General features: G+C 38.4%; 13 protein-coding genes. 10 read left to right on the top strand and 3 right to left on the bottom strand.

What is annotated here, in order from left to right; translation table 11 throughout:
- Positions 1-242: 242 nt before the first annotated feature.
- Both JHD79_RS15065 and JHD79_RS15060 read right to left on the bottom strand, forming a co-directional pair.
- Positions 243-992: a YdcF family protein gene (locus JHD79_RS15065; protein WP_199120124.1), complete on the bottom strand. Its 750-nt coding sequence runs from the start codon at positions 990-992 to the stop codon at positions 243-245.
- Between the two features lie 8 nt (positions 993-1000).
- On the bottom strand, positions 1001-3619 hold the full coding sequence (locus tag JHD79_RS15060; protein WP_199120123.1) for a lamin tail domain-containing protein: 2619 nt from the start codon (positions 3617-3619) through the stop codon (positions 1001-1003).
- A gap of 54 nt (positions 3620-3673) precedes the next feature.
- Between JHD79_RS15060 and JHD79_RS15055 the strand changes: the two genes are divergently transcribed.
- The 6 genes from JHD79_RS15055 to JHD79_RS15035 all read left to right on the top strand — a co-directional run bounded on the left by JHD79_RS15055 (position 3674) and on the right by JHD79_RS15035 (position 11095).
- Entirely contained in the window at positions 3674-4663 is a 990-nt protein-coding gene (locus tag JHD79_RS15055; protein WP_199120122.1) for an aspartate-semialdehyde dehydrogenase, read from the top strand.
- 186 nt (positions 4664-4849) lie between these two features.
- A complete protein-coding gene (gene dacB / locus JHD79_RS15050; protein WP_199120121.1) occupies positions 4850-6259 on the top strand; it encodes a D-alanyl-D-alanine carboxypeptidase/D-alanyl-D-alanine-endopeptidase in 1410 nt (469 codons plus the stop codon).
- A 229-nt stretch (positions 6260-6488) separates the two neighbouring features.
- Positions 6489-8453: a beta-N-acetylhexosaminidase gene (locus JHD79_RS15045; RefSeq protein WP_199120120.1), complete on the top strand. Its 1965-nt coding sequence runs from the start codon at positions 6489-6491 to the stop codon at positions 8451-8453.
- 487 nt (positions 8454-8940) lie between these two features.
- On the top strand, positions 8941-9162 hold the full coding sequence (locus JHD79_RS22825; RefSeq protein ID WP_233164724.1) for a hypothetical protein: 222 nt from the start codon (positions 8941-8943) through the stop codon (positions 9160-9162).
- A complete protein-coding gene (locus JHD79_RS23175) occupies positions 9075-9467 on the top strand; it encodes a GNAT family N-acetyltransferase (protein WP_370583342.1) in 393 nt (130 codons plus the stop codon). Before JHD79_RS22825 ends, JHD79_RS23175 begins: the two co-directional genes overlap by 88 nt.
- 83 nt (positions 9468-9550) lie before the next feature.
- Positions 9551-11095: a glycosyltransferase family 39 protein gene (locus tag JHD79_RS15035; protein WP_199120119.1), complete on the top strand. Its 1545-nt coding sequence runs from the start codon at positions 9551-9553 to the stop codon at positions 11093-11095.
- 119 nt (positions 11096-11214) lie between these two features.
- Here JHD79_RS15035 and JHD79_RS15030 read toward each other — a convergent pair whose 3' ends face one another.
- Positions 11215-13830 (bottom strand): AsmA-like C-terminal region-containing protein, encoded by a 2616-nt coding sequence (locus JHD79_RS15030; RefSeq protein WP_199120118.1) that lies wholly within the window; start codon positions 13828-13830, stop codon positions 11215-11217.
- Positions 13831-13974: 144 nt separating this feature from the next.
- Between JHD79_RS15030 and JHD79_RS15025 the strand changes: the two genes are divergently transcribed.
- The 4 genes from JHD79_RS15025 to JHD79_RS15010 all read left to right on the top strand — a co-directional run bounded on the left by JHD79_RS15025 (position 13975) and on the right by JHD79_RS15010 (position 18719).
- On the top strand, positions 13975-15681 hold the full coding sequence (locus JHD79_RS15025) for a M28 family peptidase (RefSeq protein ID WP_199120117.1): 1707 nt from the start codon (positions 13975-13977) through the stop codon (positions 15679-15681).
- A 154-nt stretch (positions 15682-15835) separates the two neighbouring features.
- A complete protein-coding gene (locus tag JHD79_RS15020; RefSeq protein WP_199120116.1) occupies positions 15836-16555 on the top strand; it encodes a DUF3667 domain-containing protein in 720 nt (239 codons plus the stop codon).
- A 230-nt stretch (positions 16556-16785) separates the two neighbouring features.
- The gene (locus tag JHD79_RS15015; protein WP_199120115.1) at positions 16786-17406 is read left to right on the top strand and encodes a TetR/AcrR family transcriptional regulator; all 621 of its coding nucleotides are present in this window, start codon (positions 16786-16788) and stop codon (positions 17404-17406) included.
- Positions 17403-18719, top strand: a complete 1317-nt coding sequence (locus tag JHD79_RS15010; RefSeq protein ID WP_199120114.1) for a TolC family protein — start codon at positions 17403-17405, stop codon at positions 18717-18719. Before JHD79_RS15015 ends, JHD79_RS15010 begins: the two co-directional genes overlap by 4 nt.
- Positions 18720-18721 lie beyond the last annotated feature (2 nt).

Below are 18721 nucleotides of genomic sequence, written 5' to 3'. Positions count from 1 at the left end.
GCAGTTGATTATTGCCGGGGAAGAAATACCAATTGGTATTGGCTATAGACCGCTACTACAAACACATATCGGCAACAAAAATCTTTAAACAAAAAGCGCTGCAATGATCATCGCAGCGCTTTTTGTTTTTAAAAGTGAAAACGTTTACCTTGTGTTAAAAAATAACAATTAGCAAAAGTTAAACTTCGTAAGTCTGTTCAAAAAGATCGTAAGATATAGTGCTTTATCTTATTCTAAAAAGATTAAGTTATTCCGATAAAAGTTGTGATATACCCTATCCACTCCTTAATGAGTAGTTCCCATCCATTTATGGCACTTGCCTGTGGCAATAGATAATCTTCAAAAGAGTAATTATCGGTTAATGAATTTGTAGGATAATAATCTATATTTTTTATCCCTTGCTTTTCGGCCAGTAATTTAGTTCGGGGAATATGCCAAGCACTTGTAATTACCAAAATCTTAGCATTAGGCTTATTTAAGGCCTTTAACATTTGAAGGGTATACTGAAAGTTTTCCTTTGTATTTCTACTTTCCTTTTCTATCATTACCACACTATCTGGGATATTAATCGCTTTTAAAAACTGTCCAGTATAAATTGCTTCTGGTAGATTTCGTTCCAACAAGCTACCACTTCCACCGCTCATCAAGATTTTATCAATTATTCCCTGATGATATAACTTTATAGTTTGGGTTAACCTGTCGCCGGAAAACTGTGCTTTTAAAGATTGGTTTTCATTATTATAACTAGAAAAACCACCCAAAAGCAAGCCCACATCATAATGCTTCAGTACCGGATATTTTGGCTCATACCAACTTGCTACCTCACCCAGTACGAACTTATTGGACAACAAGAGCAGCAGTACAATCGAACCAATTAATGCCCTCCTCTTTCGCTGCTTATTTTTAGCGAACAAGGCATATACCGCAAGTACTAAAATCCATACCAATGGACGGATCAGGAACAATAAAAACTTAGAGAGGAAGAAGGTCACCGCTTATGTTAGTTAAGTTTCGAGGCCAACACACAGGTCTGCTTAAAGCTATCTGATGTCCCATTTACATTAAAGATATCTACCTTGACCACATATAAACCAACTTTACATAGCTGTCCCCCATCATTAAGACCATCCCAAGTAACGGTACCTTGCGTAGAAAACGTAATATTTCTTACCAATTTACGCACCAAAACACCTTTATCGGTATAAATATTAATGGTAGCCAAATTTCCATTTTCCTTAAATCTGTAATCAATATTCAATTGGTCTTCAAAACCATCATTATCTGGCGAAAAGGTTTTATTGGCCAATGTAACCGAATTTTTAACACTGGTATCTTCCTGTTGCGAATTCACATCGGTAGGCGTAGCGAAACCTACTGAGGCTGCTGCAGATTGTAGGTTACCCGGTTCATTACCGCTTTTGGTAAAAGAAACCCGCTCCAAAGAAACTCCTTTAACCTCTTTTAACAAGGGGTGGTGCATTTTTTCTGTATAAGCCACTTGATCAATCACATCATCACCTTTCCATATGGCTACTGTTCCCTTATCGTTATTATAAGCTGGCATACTGGCTATCTGTACCATTTGATTAGGGTATTCAACCTGATAATGTTGCTTCACAACTTCCGGACTAGCCGTTAATACCCAATAAGTTTTAGGGCGTATAAATACCGAAGTAGTGGTTATCGTCCTTTTGCTTGGTCCAGTAGTGCCCGTAGCCGTAGGGTTAGATAGGGTTAAATCTTTTAAATCCAGTATTCTATTGGTAGGATTATATAACTCTACAAAATCAAATCCTCCGGTTTTCGGATTGAACAATATTTCACTAATTAATATGTCATTTGCATTAATTGCCCCAGTAATTAATATCGTTGCGGTATTGGCTGTCGGATCAATTGGAATTCCGGCACAATTGGCCAAATTAGTTACGGTAAGCAAGCTTTCGGTATTAGGTACAATGGCATTGGTCAGGGTTAATATCACACTACTCTCACTAGTGCCGTTGAGTTGTATCGCCGACGGCTTTCCAATACCATTATTGATAAAGTAATTGTTCACATCGGTTAACATACCAACATTAATAGATTTGCTAAAATCTACCTGAACACTTGTAGTAGACAAAATGGTAACGCTTAACAATTTGGGGGCAACATTATCTATATGTTGAGGGTTATAAACAGAATTTTGGGCACCAGGTGTTCCATTATTGGTACCAGTGCTTGCTGTCCAATTGAAGGCACCACCACAGGGACTATTTGGATTTATCAATTCCAAAGCATAGCCTGTTTTTTTGGCATTATCCTGATACCAAGTGTCCACATAAGAAACTGCATCTATAATGGTAGAGCCATCAGGCAACATTAAGCTAAGGTCATCTTTATCGTTGTTTAAGGTAGGCCATGGAGAAATGCCCAAGGTCTTACCATAAACCTTGAAAGCTGCCACATCAGCAGTAGCACAAACTATCCTATACTCTTTTGGTGCCAATGTATCTGCAGCAAAAGTAGCAATGGAAGTCGATGCATCTTTATATTTCCATCCAGTAATAATGATGTATTTATCGGTCGTGTTCCAAAGTTCAATATATTCTTTGTTAAGTGCAGGTGCCGAGGCTATAGGAGCGGCCATTATTTCATTGATGACCACATCGCCTTTTTTTGCCGTATATGACTTAATGTGCAAAAAGCTTTTTGTTCTGGGTGTAGATGCTATATTCCCCCTAACGTCAGCAATATTAGCAACAGATAAGGTATAATTTCCCGATTCGATATCATTGGCATAAGTAATCTTTACAGAACTAGCCGTCCCTCCATTTTCTACCAATACTGGACTTCCTACATTATTTGACAGAATATAGTTCGAGGCCAATAAGGCCGAAGCCTGATCAACGGGCTCATCAAACACCACCTCAAAAGATTTATCGCTCAATGATTTTACCGAAAGTACAGCAGGCGGCGTATTGTCAATCAACTCATAAATTTTAAAATCCGTAAATCTAAATCCGTCAAATCTTGAAGTGGTAGCATACCTACAATACACCCCAAAATGAGTGCTTGTGGTATAGGTATTATCAATTACGAAGCCATCATGTGTAAAATTGTTTCCACCTGTGAAATCAGTATAAATATCCCATCTACCGTTAAGGTCTCTTTCTACCTTGACCCTTACATTTACAGTGCTTGCGCTAGGTCTGCTTTTATCTGGCAAAGCCAAAACTGTGGTAACAGTAGCCCCATTTTGTCGTACTAAACTAAAGTTTTCGGCACTTGTACTAGAACCCAACTGCAAATAATACCCTTGAAGACCTGTAGTGGTAACGATATCGGATTTATTGGATACTAGATATATACGTGGATAATTAGTGGTACTAGGATCAAAATTCAGGCTCATATTAAACTCCCATACGGCCTTAGTTGCTAGTGTATTTGGTGTTGTCAAATATAGTGTACTGGCCGCTTGCGGCCCATTAGATTTTAACCAACCGTCCAAAATTTGAAAAGATGTTGTCGAGCCTCCCCAAGTTGGATTATTGGTAAAGTCTCCATCAGAAAAATTATCATTTAACTGAGCAAAAGTAAGTTTCGTACATAATAACAATAAAAAGAGTAAAGTTTTTCTCATATTTGGGCATTAAACATTTTTAATTTTAAATATAGTAAAATAATCAAGAAAAAAATGAAAATTGCAGTAGTAGGTGCCACCGGATTGGTAGGTACCGTAATGTTAAAAGTATTGGAAGAAAGAAATTTCCCGTTGACCGAATTAATCCCAGTAGCTTCTGAAAAGAGCGTTGGTAAGTTAATTAAGTATAAGGGTAAGGAATTTCCGATTGTTAGCATGGATACTGCCATTAGCCTAAGACCAGATATTGCCCTATTCTCTGCAGGAGGAAGTACTTCTCTAGAAGATGCCCCTCGTTTTGCCGCAGTTGGCACCACGGTTATCGACAATTCATCAGCCTGGAGAATGGATCCGAGCAAAAAATTGGTGGTCCCAGAAGTAAATGCAAAAGTGTTGACCAAAGAGGACAAGATTATTGCCAACCCCAATTGCTCTACCATACAGATGGTGGTGGCCTTACAGCCTTTGCATGAAAAATATAAGATCAAGCGTGTGGTGGTATCTACCTATCAATCGGTTACGGGTACAGGTGTAAAAGCGGTAGACCAATTGATGAACGAACGCAAAGGCATTGACGGCCCTAAGGCTTATCCGTACGAAATCGACTTGAACGTATTGCCACACATCGATGTTTTCCAAGATAACGGTTATACCAAAGAGGAAATGAAAATGGTAAAGGAAACCAATAAAATTATGGGCGACGATAGTATTAGGGTAACCGCTACCACTGTACGTATCCCTGTAATGGGCGGTCACTCTGAATCGGTAAACGTGGAGTTTGAAAATGATTTTGATCTGGCCGAACTACGTACTATTTTAGAAAATGCACCTGGCCTGATCGTGGTTGATGACGTGGCCAACCTAAAATATCCTATGCCTAAAGATGCCCATGAAAAAGATGAAGTATTTGTAGGTCGTTTACGTAGGGACGAATCACAACCTAAATCCCTAAATATGTGGATTGTGGCCGACAACCTACGCAAAGGTGCAGCAACGAATGCTGTTCAGATTGCAGAGTACCTGATGGAAAACAAATTAGTGTAATCTTTACCCAGCATAATGAAAAGTGATGCCTTCCGCATCACTTTTTTTATGCATTTATTTTACCATTGTTCTCTTCATAGCACAACACGAAGCCATCCTAAGCGAAAGTATTACCATCTGTAAGATTGCTTCGTACCTCGCAATGACGATTTTTTATTATTTTAGCTCAAACACCTAACCACATCAATGAAACTACTCAAAATAGCTACATTTTTATGCTTGAATGCCAGCATCAGCTTTGCCCAAACTACTGCCCAAAAATTGGAAAATGCTTTCCGATTATTAGAAAATGACGAGCAGGCCAAATATGCCATTACATCACTCTGTGTATTGGATGCCAATACCGGAAAGATCATCTTCGCCAAAAATGAAAATATTGGATTGGCAACCGCATCTACCTTGAAGACTATAACTTCTGCTACGGCCTTTTATACTTTGGGCAAAGATTTTCGCTATGAAACCAAATTAGTCTATACCGGTAAGATCACTACCGATGGGATTTTGCAGGGCAATATCATTATCTCGGGAAGTGGTGACCCAACCCTGGGTTCCTGGCGTTATGAACAAAGTAAAGAAAGTAACCTGCTCAACCAATGGACAAGTGCCATTAGGGCGGCAGGAATAAAAAAAATAGAAGGTGCTATTATTGGCGACGACCGTTTATTTGGCACCTCTACCATCCCCCAGGGCTGGATATGGCAAGATATCGGTAATTATTACGGTGCTGGTGGATCATCGCTCTGTTGGAGAGAAAATCAATTTGATGTACACCTAAAAGCAGGTAATGATATAGGCAGCAATGTGGAAGTGATTAAGACCGTACCACAAATGCCCTACCTTAAATTGGTCAACGAATTGAAGACTGGAGCCAATGGTTCGGGTGATAATGCCTATGCCTTTCTTCCTCCTTATGGCGAGGTAGGTTATATACGTGGAACTTGGGGAATGGGTATTAAAAAAACGGGAATTTCGCTCTCGCTCCCAGATGCGGCATTCGATGTGGCCTATCGCCTGCAAGATACCTTAAAACGTTTAAACATCAACTGCACCGAGGCTGCCACTTCTGCCAGAAGATTAGATTTGGAAAACAAAAAAATAGCTGGCGATACGCATCAATTATTAGTTAGCTATTCTCCAAGCTTAAGCCAAATTATATATTGGTTCAATAAGAAAAGTATTAATTTATATGGCGAACAGCTCTTAAAAACCATTGCCTATAAACAAGGTAAAGAACCTAGCACCAGAAATGGGGCCAATGCCGTTATTAATTTTTGGGCGGCCAAAGGGGTGGATAAAAAGGCCATGAATATGATTGATGGAAGCGGGCTCTCTCCTGGTAACAGAATCACCACCATGGCCATGGCTTCTATCCTATTTCACGTGCAAAAAGAAGAATGGTTTGCCGATTATACCAATTCTTTTCCGGAAAACAACGGCATGACCTTGAAAAGCGGAAGCATTAATGATGTTTCAGCCTATGCAGGTTATTACACCAATAAAAATGGGAATAAATATATTGCCGTTATCAATATCAACAATTACAGCGGTTCTGGAATGAGCAGAAAATTATTTCAGGTTTTAGATGCGTTAAAGTAAGTTTTCGCATTTCACCACCTTAGCAACCTAAAAAAATCTAAGCTTAAATATTTTAAAATGTCTAAGGTGGTTATTTCATTTACAACATAAGATTTAATGAAGTCTAAATGTTTCTTAATTCCTTAATCTTTTGTTACTACGCCACTATAAGTTTTTAATATTTTTTAATAATCAATTGTCCAGCTCCCAAATTTTCGATAAATTGCCTCTTCACACCAACCCATCCAAAATGAAATCATTACTATCGTCAATTCTAATACTTGCATCATTAAGTGGATTTACGCAAAACACCATTGTAGCTACAGATGGCCTAACATTCAATCAAACAGCCAATCATGCCCATAGTGAAATTTCCATTATACCAGAACCCGTAACCCTCATTAAACAGGATGGTCATTTTGTATTACCTGAAAACATTCTCATACAGGCTACAAAACCTAATGAACTGAAACAATCTATCAACTTTTTGCAAGAACGCCTAACCTTACCTACTGGCTATTATGCAAGTGCTACCACTAATAACACGCCCGCTTCAACCATAAAATTAATTCTAACCGATAAGAATGATGCTTTAATTGGCACCGAAGGGTACCATTTATCTGTAGCGCCACAGCTGATCACCATTACGGCCAACAAGCCGGCGGGCATCTTCTATGGCATACAGACTTTACTTCAGCTTTTCCCTAAAGAGATAGAAAGCAAAGAAGAAATAAAAGACATGAAATGGCAAGCACCTTGTGTATCCATTACCGACTATCCACGATTGGGATGGAGAGGCTTGATGTTCGATGTGGCCAGGCACTTTTTCACTAAGGATGAAGTAAAACAGTACATCGATGCCATGGTACGTTATAAGTACAATATTTTGCATTTACACCTAACCGATGATGAGGGCTGGAGAATTGAAATAAAAGGCTTGCCCAGGTTAACGGAAGTTGGCGCCTGGAATGTAAAGAAGGTAGGTACCTTTGGAAGTTTTATTCCCCCAAAACCTGAAGAACCTCGCAATTATGGTGGCTTTTATACGCAAGAAGACTTAAAAGAACTGGTAGCTTATGCCAAGGAACGCTTTGTAAATATTATGCCTGAAATAGATGTTCCTGGCCATAGCTTAGCTGCCATTGCCTCTTATCCAGAGCTTTCATGTACACCAGAGGCCATTAACTATAAAGTTAGAAGCGGTGAACGTATTATGGATTGGAGCCGCGGTGCTCCCCCATTGGCCATGGTGGATAATACCTTGTGCCCTGCCAATGAAAAGGTCTATGAATTTTTAGATACTGTTATTTCTCAGGTGGCCAAAATATTCCCTTTTGAATATATACACATGGGAGGTGACGAAGCTTCCTATAATTTTTGGGAAAAAAACCCTCAAATAGCCGAACTCATGAAGCGTGAAAACTTAAAGACCATGGCACAAGTGCAAGGCTATTTTGAACGCAGGGTAGAAAAAATTGTACAAAAAAATGGCAAAAAATTTATGGCTTGGGATGAGGTATTGGAAGGTGGGGTATCCCAAAGCGCAGCGGTAATGAGCTGGAGAAATATGAAATATGGCACCGAAGCCGCCATGGCAAAGCACGAAGTAGTCATGAGCCCTACACAGTATGCTTATTTAGATTATATGCAGGCCGATGTGATTACCGAACCCAAAGTGTACGCTTCCTTACGCTTGAGCAAATCTTATGAATTTGAACCTATACCGGAAGGTGTAGATCCTAAATATATTAAGGGCGGACAGGCTAACCTATGGTCTGAGCAGGTATACAACATTCGCCAGGCAGAATACATGACCTGGCCACGTGGCTTCGCTATTGCCGAATCAGTATGGAGCCCTAAGGAAAAGAAAAACTGGAAAAATTTCTTTGGCCGTACCGAACAACATTTTAAACGTTTGGATATTGCGGAGACTAAATATGCGCCTAGCGTATACGATCCTATTTTTGCCGCAAAAAGAACCGCTGATGGAAATTTATTAGTGACCTTGAGCACCGAGGTAGATGACCTAGACATTTATTATAGTTTCGACAACTCTTTTCCAGATCGTTTTTATCCGAAATATACGGAGCCCTTATTGGTTCCTATTGATGCCAATATGTTGAGGGTGATTACCTATAGAGGAAAAGAACCTATTGGACGAATGATGAACATGCCCATAGAAGAACTCAGCAAAAGGGCTCCATTGAAAAAATAAAGTCATCAGGGCACAGAAAACTTTCTGTGCCTAACTTTTGTGAGATGTAATATTTTGTTTAAATGATGACAAAAACTGCCACACGGATATTTTACGTTATACCTACACTAATTTTTATCATAAATGAAGGCATAAGGACATATATCCGGCCAATATACGGGCAGAAAAATATGGATGGATAAGCGAAATTTTAGGCTGGCTTCCTAATTTTCTAGCAGGGCTAGGTCTAATGACATTAGGAATTACGATAGTGCTATTGACACAACATATAACGAACCAAGGAATTTCTCTAAAGGCAAAAGTTATTCTCCTAGTTATCATAAGTGCGGTAGCACTTACCGGATTAATTCTTCACGAAATATCGCAAAAAGACACGGGTTTATACTATGATAGCCAAGATATCTTTGCAACAATTGCAGGTGTGTTGTATTAGGTGGGATTTTGTATTTTTTGGTTCTTTTAAAATCCGGAATAGAACGTAATCACCATGCAAATTGAGTTTCCACAAATTAAAACCGAAAGGCTAATCTTAGACCAACCACGAGAAAGTGATATTGTAGAAATTACAAGCATACTCCATAATGAATTGTATGCACAGCGTACCATCAATATTCCTTTTCCATATACACTGAAAGTGCAAAATGCTGGATTAACCTTTCCAAAACCGGATTTGAAAACAAAGATCATTATATATTCGCCATTAGACTAGAAAAAATAATTGGGGGAATTGGTTTACGCATTGACAAAGCTGCAAACAAAGCTGAATTAGGCTATTGGTTAGCTGAAACTTATTGGAACAAAAGCTTTGCAACCGAAGCTGCCCAAGCCATTATCAAATTCAGTTTTGAAACCCTGAAGCTTAAAAGAATATTTGCCACACATTTCGATTTTAATCTTGCTTCGGGAAAGGTAATGGAAAAAGCAGGAATGAAAAAGGAAGGCTTTTTAAGATGCCACACCCAGAAGAATGGAACCTATCAAAACCATATACTTTATGCAATAATTAACGAGTAAGACTCCCTATACAAACCATTACTTTATAGATACTTGTAACTTTATTCATCTTTTTCGATCTTAACTTCAACGATAAAAAATTAATGTCTATTAGCCTACAACCAGTCGACAAAAAACTAAGTACATTTTTGCTATTCTTGTTCGTAGCCAGTAAAATTGTCTTACAATACCTTGTTGTAAATCCAGCATATGAACTTCAACGAGACGAATATCTTCATTTAGATCAAGCAAAACATTTGGCCTGGGGCTTTCATTCTATTCCTCCTGTTACATCTTGGATTTCCTGGATAATCCTACAGCTTGGAAACGCTCATTTTTGGGTAAAGTTCTTTCCTGCACTTTTTGGAGCGCTGACCATCGTTGTGGTTTGGAAAGCCATTGAGAGTTTAAAGGGCAGCTTATTTTCATGCGTATTGGCATCAATCGCTTTGCTGCTTTCGGTTTTGGTAAGGATCAATATACTGTACCAACCCAATTCATTAGACATTCTATGTTGGACTTTAATATACTACGCACTCATCCGTTTTATCCAAACCAACAACCATAAATGGCTCTATTTTCTAACCATCAGCTTCGCCATTGGTTTTCTGAACAAATACAATATCGTCTTTTGTTTATTGGGACTACTACCCGCATTAGCGTTGAGCAGGCATAGAAGACTATATCTCAACCCACATTTGTATTATGCCGCAGCATTGGCTTTACTGCTAATTAGCCCTAACTTAATATGGCAGTATCAAAATGGATTCCCTGTATTTACACACCTGAAAGAACTGGCAGAAACACAATTGGTGCATGTAAAAAGAATGAGCTTCTTTAAAGAACAGCTCTTCTTTTTTATTGGTTCTATTTTTATGATCATCGCTGCTTTTGTCTCCTTTTTTACATATTCCTCCTTCCGACCGTATCGATTCCTGTTTTGGACTTATTTATTCACTATTACGATCTTTGCTGCCCTAAAAGCTAAAGCTTACTACGCTATAGGCCTCTATCCCATTTTCTTTGCTTTTGGCGCTATTTATCTATCCGAAATATTAAAAGGTGGCTGGAAATTCTATTTACGATATATGGCTATAGCCATTATTTTATTTTTCTTCTATATCATCTTAAAGATTTCGCTACCTATTTATACGCCTGAAAAATATGTACGTAGCGCACAACAAAAGCGTCCTTTTAGCGAGCATACTTGGGAAGATGGTAAGAAACATCCCATTTCACAAGATTTTGCAGACATGCTGGGCTGGAAAGAACTTACTTTTAAAGTAGATTCTATTTACAACAGTTTGCCCAATAAGGAGGGCATTTTCATCTTATGTGATAATTATGGACAGGCAGGAGCCATTAACTATTACACGCAGTACAAGAACTTAAGAGCCAATGCCTTTATTCCCGACTATATAAAATGGCTGGACTTAAATAGGGAAATAAAGCAAGTCATTAGGGTTAAAAATGCAAGTAACACAGATTTTAGTAGAGATCACCGCCTTTTTAAAGATGTAAGTATACTTGCTAAAATTGAGAACCAATTTGCTAGAGAAAAGGGAACTCAGATCATCTTACTGAGTGAGCCAACTACAGATATAGCTAAGCTACTGAGAGAAGAATTAGCCAAAGGCACCATTCAATAAAAAATTACGAATATCTTCCGTACAGATGATTCTTGCCAACTTTAGGAATAAAAAAATATAAAAAACCTCGTAGGTCTTAAAAGACCTACGAGGTTAGGGTTAATTTCGAAACGGATCAATTACTGCTGTTCCTTTGGTGGTTCTTCTTGTTTCTTCTTATTAAACAAACCTTTCAGTTTATTTCCTATTTCGGTGGTTGCTTTTTCTACCGCCTTTTTCTTCAAAGTATCTACCTGCTCTTTGGCTTTAGCCTGAAGTTCTGCTTTTTTCTCCTCTACCACTTGGTTGACTACAGTTTTTACAGCACTGGTAGCTGTTCCTTCTCCCGCCCCATATTTTAATTTGATATTTGGCTTTAAGAAAGTACCCAGTAAATCTGCGTTGATCTTAATCGTCTCACCTATCGCTACATGAGTACCCAATTTACCATTTAAACTCGCCAACGCCGTATTGGCCGCTTCGTTGGCTTTACTACCCAACATCGCTCTTGGTACATTTAAAACCAAATTATAATCCATACTTTGGTCTACACCGTTAGAGCCTTGTATATTCATGCTTACTCCTTTTACCTTAATATCAAAAGGCGAAACATTTAAACGACCATTGCTGATCTTAAATTTCGTTTTCACATCATTCAGCTCCAATTTCTTTAGTTCATTAGCCCCTAAAGATGATGCGAGCTTGTTTATAGGTTCAAAACCATCTATTACCGCCTGTATAATATTGGCCAATCCTTCCGCATTTATTGATGAATAAATAGGCGTCATTTTTTCATCCAAATCTGAATTGAACTTTAAATTGGTAGAAAAGGTACCCTTGGCAAATTGGGCAATTGGCGCTAATAATTTTACGGTATTAAAGGCATTAAAAGCCTGCTGAATATCAATCTTGTCCATACCAAAGTCTACATCCACCTTCGGCTTTTTAGGATTAATTGTTGCGTAAGAACCGTTCATTTTAATGGTCCCTGCCAACATATCCAATCCCAAATCCTTAAAGTAAATGGTCTTATCCTTTATTTGTACTGCTCCCGTGGCGTTACTGATATCATATTTATCGTATTTTACCTTATTGGCCTTTACCGCCATATTGAAATTAATATTGGCGGGGACTTCAAATACGGTTAATGGTACTTGATCTTTTGTATTTTTGGCTTGTTCTTTATCCACTTCGGGTCCCATCAGCTCATTTACGTCCAAATAATTAGAAGTTACATTGAAATTTCCCTCCAGCAGTTGGTTCTTCCTAAACACGTAGTTAAGGTAATTATTTACGGCACCGTTAGCTGCAAAATCACTTTTGCCCAATTTTGCATTCAAATGATCTAAGGTAATATTTTTCGGGCCAAAGGTCATTTTAGCCGCTGGAATACTTACTGGCATTGGTATATTTTTACCTGCATATACAAAGTTACTGGCCTGCACTTGCCCCGAGGCTTTGAAGTCTTGGTATTGTTCTTTATCAATCGACGATTTTCGCCCAGCCGCCTTTACATCTGCCAGTAGAACCCCTGATATGGTCATATCCTTTAGCGGAAAGATTGTGGTCAATTGTTTCAGATCCAGATTTCCTTTTAGGGCCATGTCCACGAAAGGATCGCTTATCGGATTTTTGACCAACAACCGGCCATCTAATGGCGCGTTACCAAACGCTAAGTGAAATGCCGGAATGTTCACTACGGTGTGATCTAGCAAACCGTCTGCATTGGCAATATTTGCCTTTACCTGAATATGGTTAATGGCCGAAGGTAAAGCAGGATACTTTATCTTTCCATCGGTAATACTCAAGTTCAAATTAAAAGTAGGAATAGATTTTTCATTGTAGGTACCTTTCACTACGCCATCTATACCGAATTTGCCCGTAGCTTCCATATCTTTAAAATTAGCTGTATAGATCGCCGGTATCAAAGACAGAAAGTTTTTTAAATCTGATTGTTGTGCATCAAACTTCAGATCCATCACCATATCCTTTTCGTTGGGCATGGCCAGATAACCTACTGCCGAAAGCAGCAGTTCATTGAGCTTTATTTTATTTTGCCCAAAAATAAACTTCATCTGTTTCATATCCATTTCCAAGGGCAGATCAGCATCTAATGCCACTCCATTCAAATAAGGTATACCTCCATATTTCACGGTAAGCTTCTTGATGTCGGATAAGGTTTTTAGGGTGAATATATCCTGGGTAAAATTACCTTTTCCGGTATGGTTAAGATTTTCGGCCTGCAAAAAGAAATTTAACGAGGCATCATCGTAAGTAATTTTACCTTTTTCAATGGTATACTTTTCTAAAGCTGCCTTGAACGAGGCACCTGTGGTATCTCCCGGCTTAGCAACAGTATCTGGTTTCATGATATCCCAATTGGCCTTGCCACTTTTCAAAACTTTGGCCAAAATGGTTGGCTCTTTCAAGCTTACCGCATTGATCTCGTAAGTTTCACCCTTGATCACACTCATTAAATTAAGGTCTAATTGTAGCTGCTTGATATTGGCCAAGGTATCTTGTGCAAAACTGTCTACGCCTACTATAGAAAGGTCGTTCAGTTTAATGCCCATTTTGGGGAAGGAACTAATCAAGGTAAGGTCAAACTCCTTAAAATCTACCTTGGCATTTACCTTTTCATTAATCACCGATTTTACTTTGGCAACAATCTGATCTTTAAAAAACAATGGTATAGCCGCAGCAGCCGCCAATAAAACAACAAAAACAATGGCAACGGTAATGAGAATTTTCTTCATGGAATATTATTTTCAACATAAAATATCAAAAGCCAAGCCAAAAGGCAGTTTGGATTCTAAGGAAGAATCCAAAAACCGATTTAATGGCATGAACCTTTTCTAAAAATAGATATAAAGATTAACTTTAAACACTAGAAAATAAACATGCAAAAACTACTTTTTATGGTATTGACGATCTTAAGTTTCAATACCCATGCGCAAAACCAGAAAGATCAATATTTTAAACTGACCAGATCAGGTTTCAATGAGAAAAATGCTTTTGCTACTACAGCTTTTGTAGAGCAATACTTTAGGCTGCCAGGCAATACTGGATTTGATGCAAGTATCCATTATGTAGAGAACATTTTGAAAAAAGCGGGCTATGTAGAACAAAAAGATAACGAATTTGAAGCAGCGCTGACCTATCGCATTGAGAAACGCCCCATGAAACAAAACGCATGGGAACCTATAGATGCCAGCATTTCCATTGTGGGCGAAAGTACGCCTTTACAAACGTTCAAAACCAATAGAAACATGATTCCGATCAACTGTACTTCTACCCCAACAGGAGGCGTTACGGCAGAAGTAGTTTTCATCAATAAAGCTTCGAAGGAAGACCTCCAAGACAAAGATTTAAAAGGGAAAATCATTTTTGGTGATGTCCCTGCCCAACGTCTCATTAGTTTGGCGGCAAAAGCTGGTGCCATTGGTACACTAGGTTTTGGCCTACCTGCTTATAACCAACCTACCAAACACACCACTTCCATTCAATTTAGTGGCATGCCTTCCAACTCAGGTATTTGGGCATTGTTTCTATCATATGCCTCCAAAGAAAAGCTCAAGGAAGCCTGCCTAAAAGGTAAAGTAGAAATAAAGGTAAATATCGAGACCAAGAGCTATACCGCAGAAGAGTTGACTATTGTAGCCAATGTAAGGGGTAGCATAAAGCCCCAAGAACGTTTTGTATACAGTGCACACGTGCAAGAACCAGGTGCAAATGATAATGCTTCAGGCGTAGGAACCTTAGCAGAAATGGCACGTCTGACCGCTCAATTGGTAAAAAGCAATCAGTTAAAACCCGAGCGTAGTCTAACTTTTTTATGGGGCGACGAGATTGTTTCTACCAAACGCTACATTGTGGAAGATAGCATCCGCGCCAAAGGTATTTTATGGGGTATGAGCTTAGATATGGTAGGTGAAGACACCCAAAAAACGGGCGGTACTTTCCTGTTGGAAAAAATGCCAGACCCATCGGCCATATGGACCAGGGGCGAAGATCAGCACTCGGAATGGGGCGCGGGTGATGTAAAGGAAAAAGATCTTTTTCCACACTATTTTAATGATTTTGTATTTGACATTTGTAAAGAACAAGGCAAATACGCCAACTGGGTCGTCAAATTCAATCCCTTTGAAGGCGGCAGCGATCATACCCCCTTTCTACAGTATAAAATACCTGGCCTATTGATGTGGCATTTTACAGATGTATTCTATCACACCGACAATGATAGAATTGACAAAGTATCGGCAACGACCATGAAAAATGTGGGAATTAGTGCGCTAACAACTGCCTATACCTTAATTACAGCTAACGAAAATACAGCTTCAGCTACCGTAAGCCAAGTAAAAGAAGATGCATTGGCCCGTTTAAAAACAGAATTTGAATTGAGCAAGACCGCTATTGCCAATGGCAAGTCTGCCGATGACGAAAAACACATTATAGAAGTTTGGGGCAAATGGTATATAGATGCCCTGGCCACTATTGGTAAAATGGCCGTCGATCCAAAAACCACAAGCGTGGGCTCTTCTATTAAAGTGGCCACGCTAACCATAGAAAAACAAACTAAGGATTATACAGAAGCACTGAAACCTTAAATCAATAAGCTAATGAGAAAGATAATTTTAGATTTAGACGTAACTTTAGACGGATTCATTGAAGGTCCAAATGAAAAAATCGACTGATGTTTTATAAATGAATTTAAAATAGCAGCATAAAACAAGTACAACTAAGTTAGTTTCAAAAATATAAATGAACAATTGCAAAAACTGTAACGAAGAAACAAGTAAAAACTACTGTGCCAACTGTGGTCAGCCTACAAAACTTAAAAGAATAGATAGCCATTATATCCAACATGAAATTGAGCATGTACTCCACTTTGAAAAAGGAATTCTTTATACCATAAAAGAACTATTGCTCAGACCTGGGCAAAATATCAAAGAGTTTATTACCGAAAATAGAAGCAGACTGGTAAAGCCTATCATATTTATTATCATATCTTCATTAATCTATTCTATAATTGCTCATTTTTTTCACATAAAAGATAGTTATGTCAACTTAGATGGCACCAAAAATTCGGCAACATTTTCCATTAACAACTGGATAAGAAGCCACTATGGTTATTCAAATATCATCATGGCAATATTTATTTCATTTTGGCTGAAAATCTTCTTCAAAAAAGCTGGTTATAATTTATTTGAAATATTAATTCTCTTATGTTTCATCATGGGAATGGGCATGCTCATATTTTCTGTTTTTGCCATTCTTGAAGGCTTGACCAAATTTCATCTAATGCAAATTTCGGCTGTCATTTTCCTCATATATTCTACTTGGGCCATAGGACAATTTTTTGATAAGAGGAAAATAACAAGCTACTTAAAAGCCTGTGCTGCATATGTATTGGGCATGGCCACATTTTCTCTTTCTGCTATATTTTTGGGATTCATCATTGATCTAATCATCAAACCATAATGGGAAAGTGCTATATCCAAAAACTACAAACGAAAAGTACAACTTTATAATTGCAGCATGTGAAGATAATCGAATAGCATTACAGCAAAAAGATAAAAACTATCATTACAGCGTTCAACAGGTATTATCTGTCTCGCTATTTTTTTATTTATCATCGTTTTGTCAAACTCACCTGTCCACTATTGCAAATTAATCAATCGATTGATTAATTTTGCGCATCAAAAATAAAAATGGAAAAAACCGATAAAAAGACTGATATCCTCATAGCCGCTGAAAAGCTATTTTGTGAATATGGCTTTGAGGGAACTTCTACCCGCCATATTGCCAAAGAATCTGGGGCTAACATGGCCATGATCAACTATTATTTTGGCAGCAAAATGGGCGTTTTCATGGAAATCATGGAAGAAAGAGTCTTGGGGTTTAAATCTCAACTCAACCTGATCAAGGAAGAAAAAATTCCAGCTAGAGACAAGCTGCTGAAAGTAATCGAAAAATATGCCTCCCGAATATTGAACAATGCCAGTTTCCACAAAATGATGCACAGGGAACTTTCCCTATCGTTACGTCCAGAGGTATTTGCACAAATCAAAGAAGCGATGGGCCAAAATCTATTTGTAATAGAAGATATTATTAAAGAAGGGATAGCAAGTGGCGATTTCAGGTCTGTGGATATTAGAATGTCTATTGTGAGTGTAATGGGAACCATTTCCATGGTCACCACCTCTCCAAATAAAATAGCGCCCGATAGCAATTACGATCTTAATAACGAAGAAGATAGGGAAACCATCAAAAAAAGGCTCATAGCCCATCTTCAGGACATGATACTTACGCATTTAACCAAACCCCAATGATACCATTTAAAATAAAAGTGCTTTTAACTATCTTTATTCTACCTATTGCCCTACAGGCACAAACGGTAAAATCACTGAGTTTACAAGAAGCCATAGACCTAGGTATTGCCAATAGCAAGAACCTTAAATTATCCCAACAAAAAATTGATGAGGCAGTGGCCAAGCTTGCCGTAGTAAAAGATAATGCCTTGCCAACTGCAACCGCCAGCTTTTTATATAACCATGCCGAAATTCCTACCCATACCTTAAAAATTGGCGAATCAAACCCCATATCTCTACCTAATAGAGCCGATGCTTTTATAGGTACCGCAGCAGTACAGGAATTGGTTTATGGAGGAGGAAAACTGAAATATGCACAAGAATCTACCAAACTATTGAAAGATTTGGCACAATTAGACGCCGATAAGAACAAAGAAGAAGTGAGCTATGCTGTGATCAACAGTTATTTCTCCCTCTATAAACTATTGCAAAGCAAAAAAGTAGTTGCCCAAAACCTAGAGGCCATTGCCAGTCAGCTTAAACAAGCTCAGCGCTTTTTCGATCAGGGTTTGGTCACTAAAAACGATGTATTGAGGTTTCAGCTTCAACAGGCAAATATTTCCTTAACCGATCTAGAAATTGAAAGCAATAAAAAAGTGATCAATTATAACCTTGATATATTATTGGGCCTTCCAGAAAATACGGAAATAGAGATTAGGGAGGCGGATCTTCCCCTACAATCGCTTGAGCCATTGACCAACTATATCACCACTGCCTTTAACAACAGACAGGAACTGCAACAACTTAATGTACAGCACAAGGTCGCAGATTACAATATCAAAACCATTAAAGCCAATGCCCTGCCCACAGTAGGTATAGGTGCCAATTTATACTACATCAACCCTAGCGGCAATTTTATTCCTCCAAGTCAGCAATATATTATGCCCATTACCGTGGGTGCCAACATTTCATGGAATATAGCCTCACTTTGGACCAATAAGAACAAAATTGCGGAAGCGAGAATACAACAGCAGGAAATAGGTATACAGAAAGACATCTTCTCTGATCAGGTCAAAACAGAACTCAATAAAAATTACCAGAACTATAAGCTTGCTATCCAAAAGATCTCGGTTTTAGAAACCTCTATTGCACAAGCTACAGAAAATGATAGGCTCTTGGAATCAAAATATAAGAACAACATTGCCTCTGCTATCGACAGAATTGATGCAGAAACCTTACTATACCAAGCCAAAATCAATTTAGAGCTGGCCAAAGCCGATGCTAAACTAGCCTACTATACTTTATTAAAATCGACAGGAAAAATTTCTCAATAACC

This window comes from Pedobacter sp. ASV28, from assembly GCF_016428855.1.
GTDB lineage: Bacteria > Bacteroidota > Bacteroidia > Sphingobacteriales > Sphingobacteriaceae > Pedobacter.
Note: the sequence above shows the minus strand (reverse complement) of the source record. Positions and strands in the feature narration are given on the sequence as shown.

Coding starts and splice junctions, on each gene's coding strand:
- JHD79_RS15015 (WP_199120115.1), top strand. CDS start 16,786: ATGGAAAAAACCGATAAAAAGACTGATATCCTCATAGCCGCTGAAAAG.
- dacB (WP_199120121.1), top strand. CDS start 4,850: ATGAAACTACTCAAAATAGCTACATTTTTATGCTTGAATGCCAGCATC.
- JHD79_RS15055 (WP_199120122.1), top strand. CDS start 3,674: ATGAAAATTGCAGTAGTAGGTGCCACCGGATTGGTAGGTACCGTAATG.
- JHD79_RS15035 (WP_199120119.1), top strand. CDS start 9,551: ATGTCTATTAGCCTACAACCAGTCGACAAAAAACTAAGTACATTTTTG.
- JHD79_RS15020 (WP_199120116.1), top strand. CDS start 15,836: ATGAACAATTGCAAAAACTGTAACGAAGAAACAAGTAAAAACTACTGT.
- JHD79_RS15025 (WP_199120117.1), top strand. CDS start 13,975: ATGCAAAAACTACTTTTTATGGTATTGACGATCTTAAGTTTCAATACC.
- JHD79_RS15010 (WP_199120114.1), top strand. CDS start 17,403: ATGATACCATTTAAAATAAAAGTGCTTTTAACTATCTTTATTCTACCT.
- JHD79_RS15030 (WP_199120118.1), bottom strand. CDS start 13,830: ATGAAGAAAATTCTCATTACCGTTGCCATTGTTTTTGTTGTTTTATTG.
- JHD79_RS15060 (WP_199120123.1), bottom strand. CDS start 3,619: ATGAGAAAAACTTTACTCTTTTTATTGTTATTATGTACGAAACTTACT.
- JHD79_RS15045 (WP_199120120.1), top strand. CDS start 6,489: ATGAAATCATTACTATCGTCAATTCTAATACTTGCATCATTAAGTGGA.
- JHD79_RS22825 (WP_233164724.1), top strand. CDS start 8,941: ATGCAAATTGAGTTTCCACAAATTAAAACCGAAAGGCTAATCTTAGAC.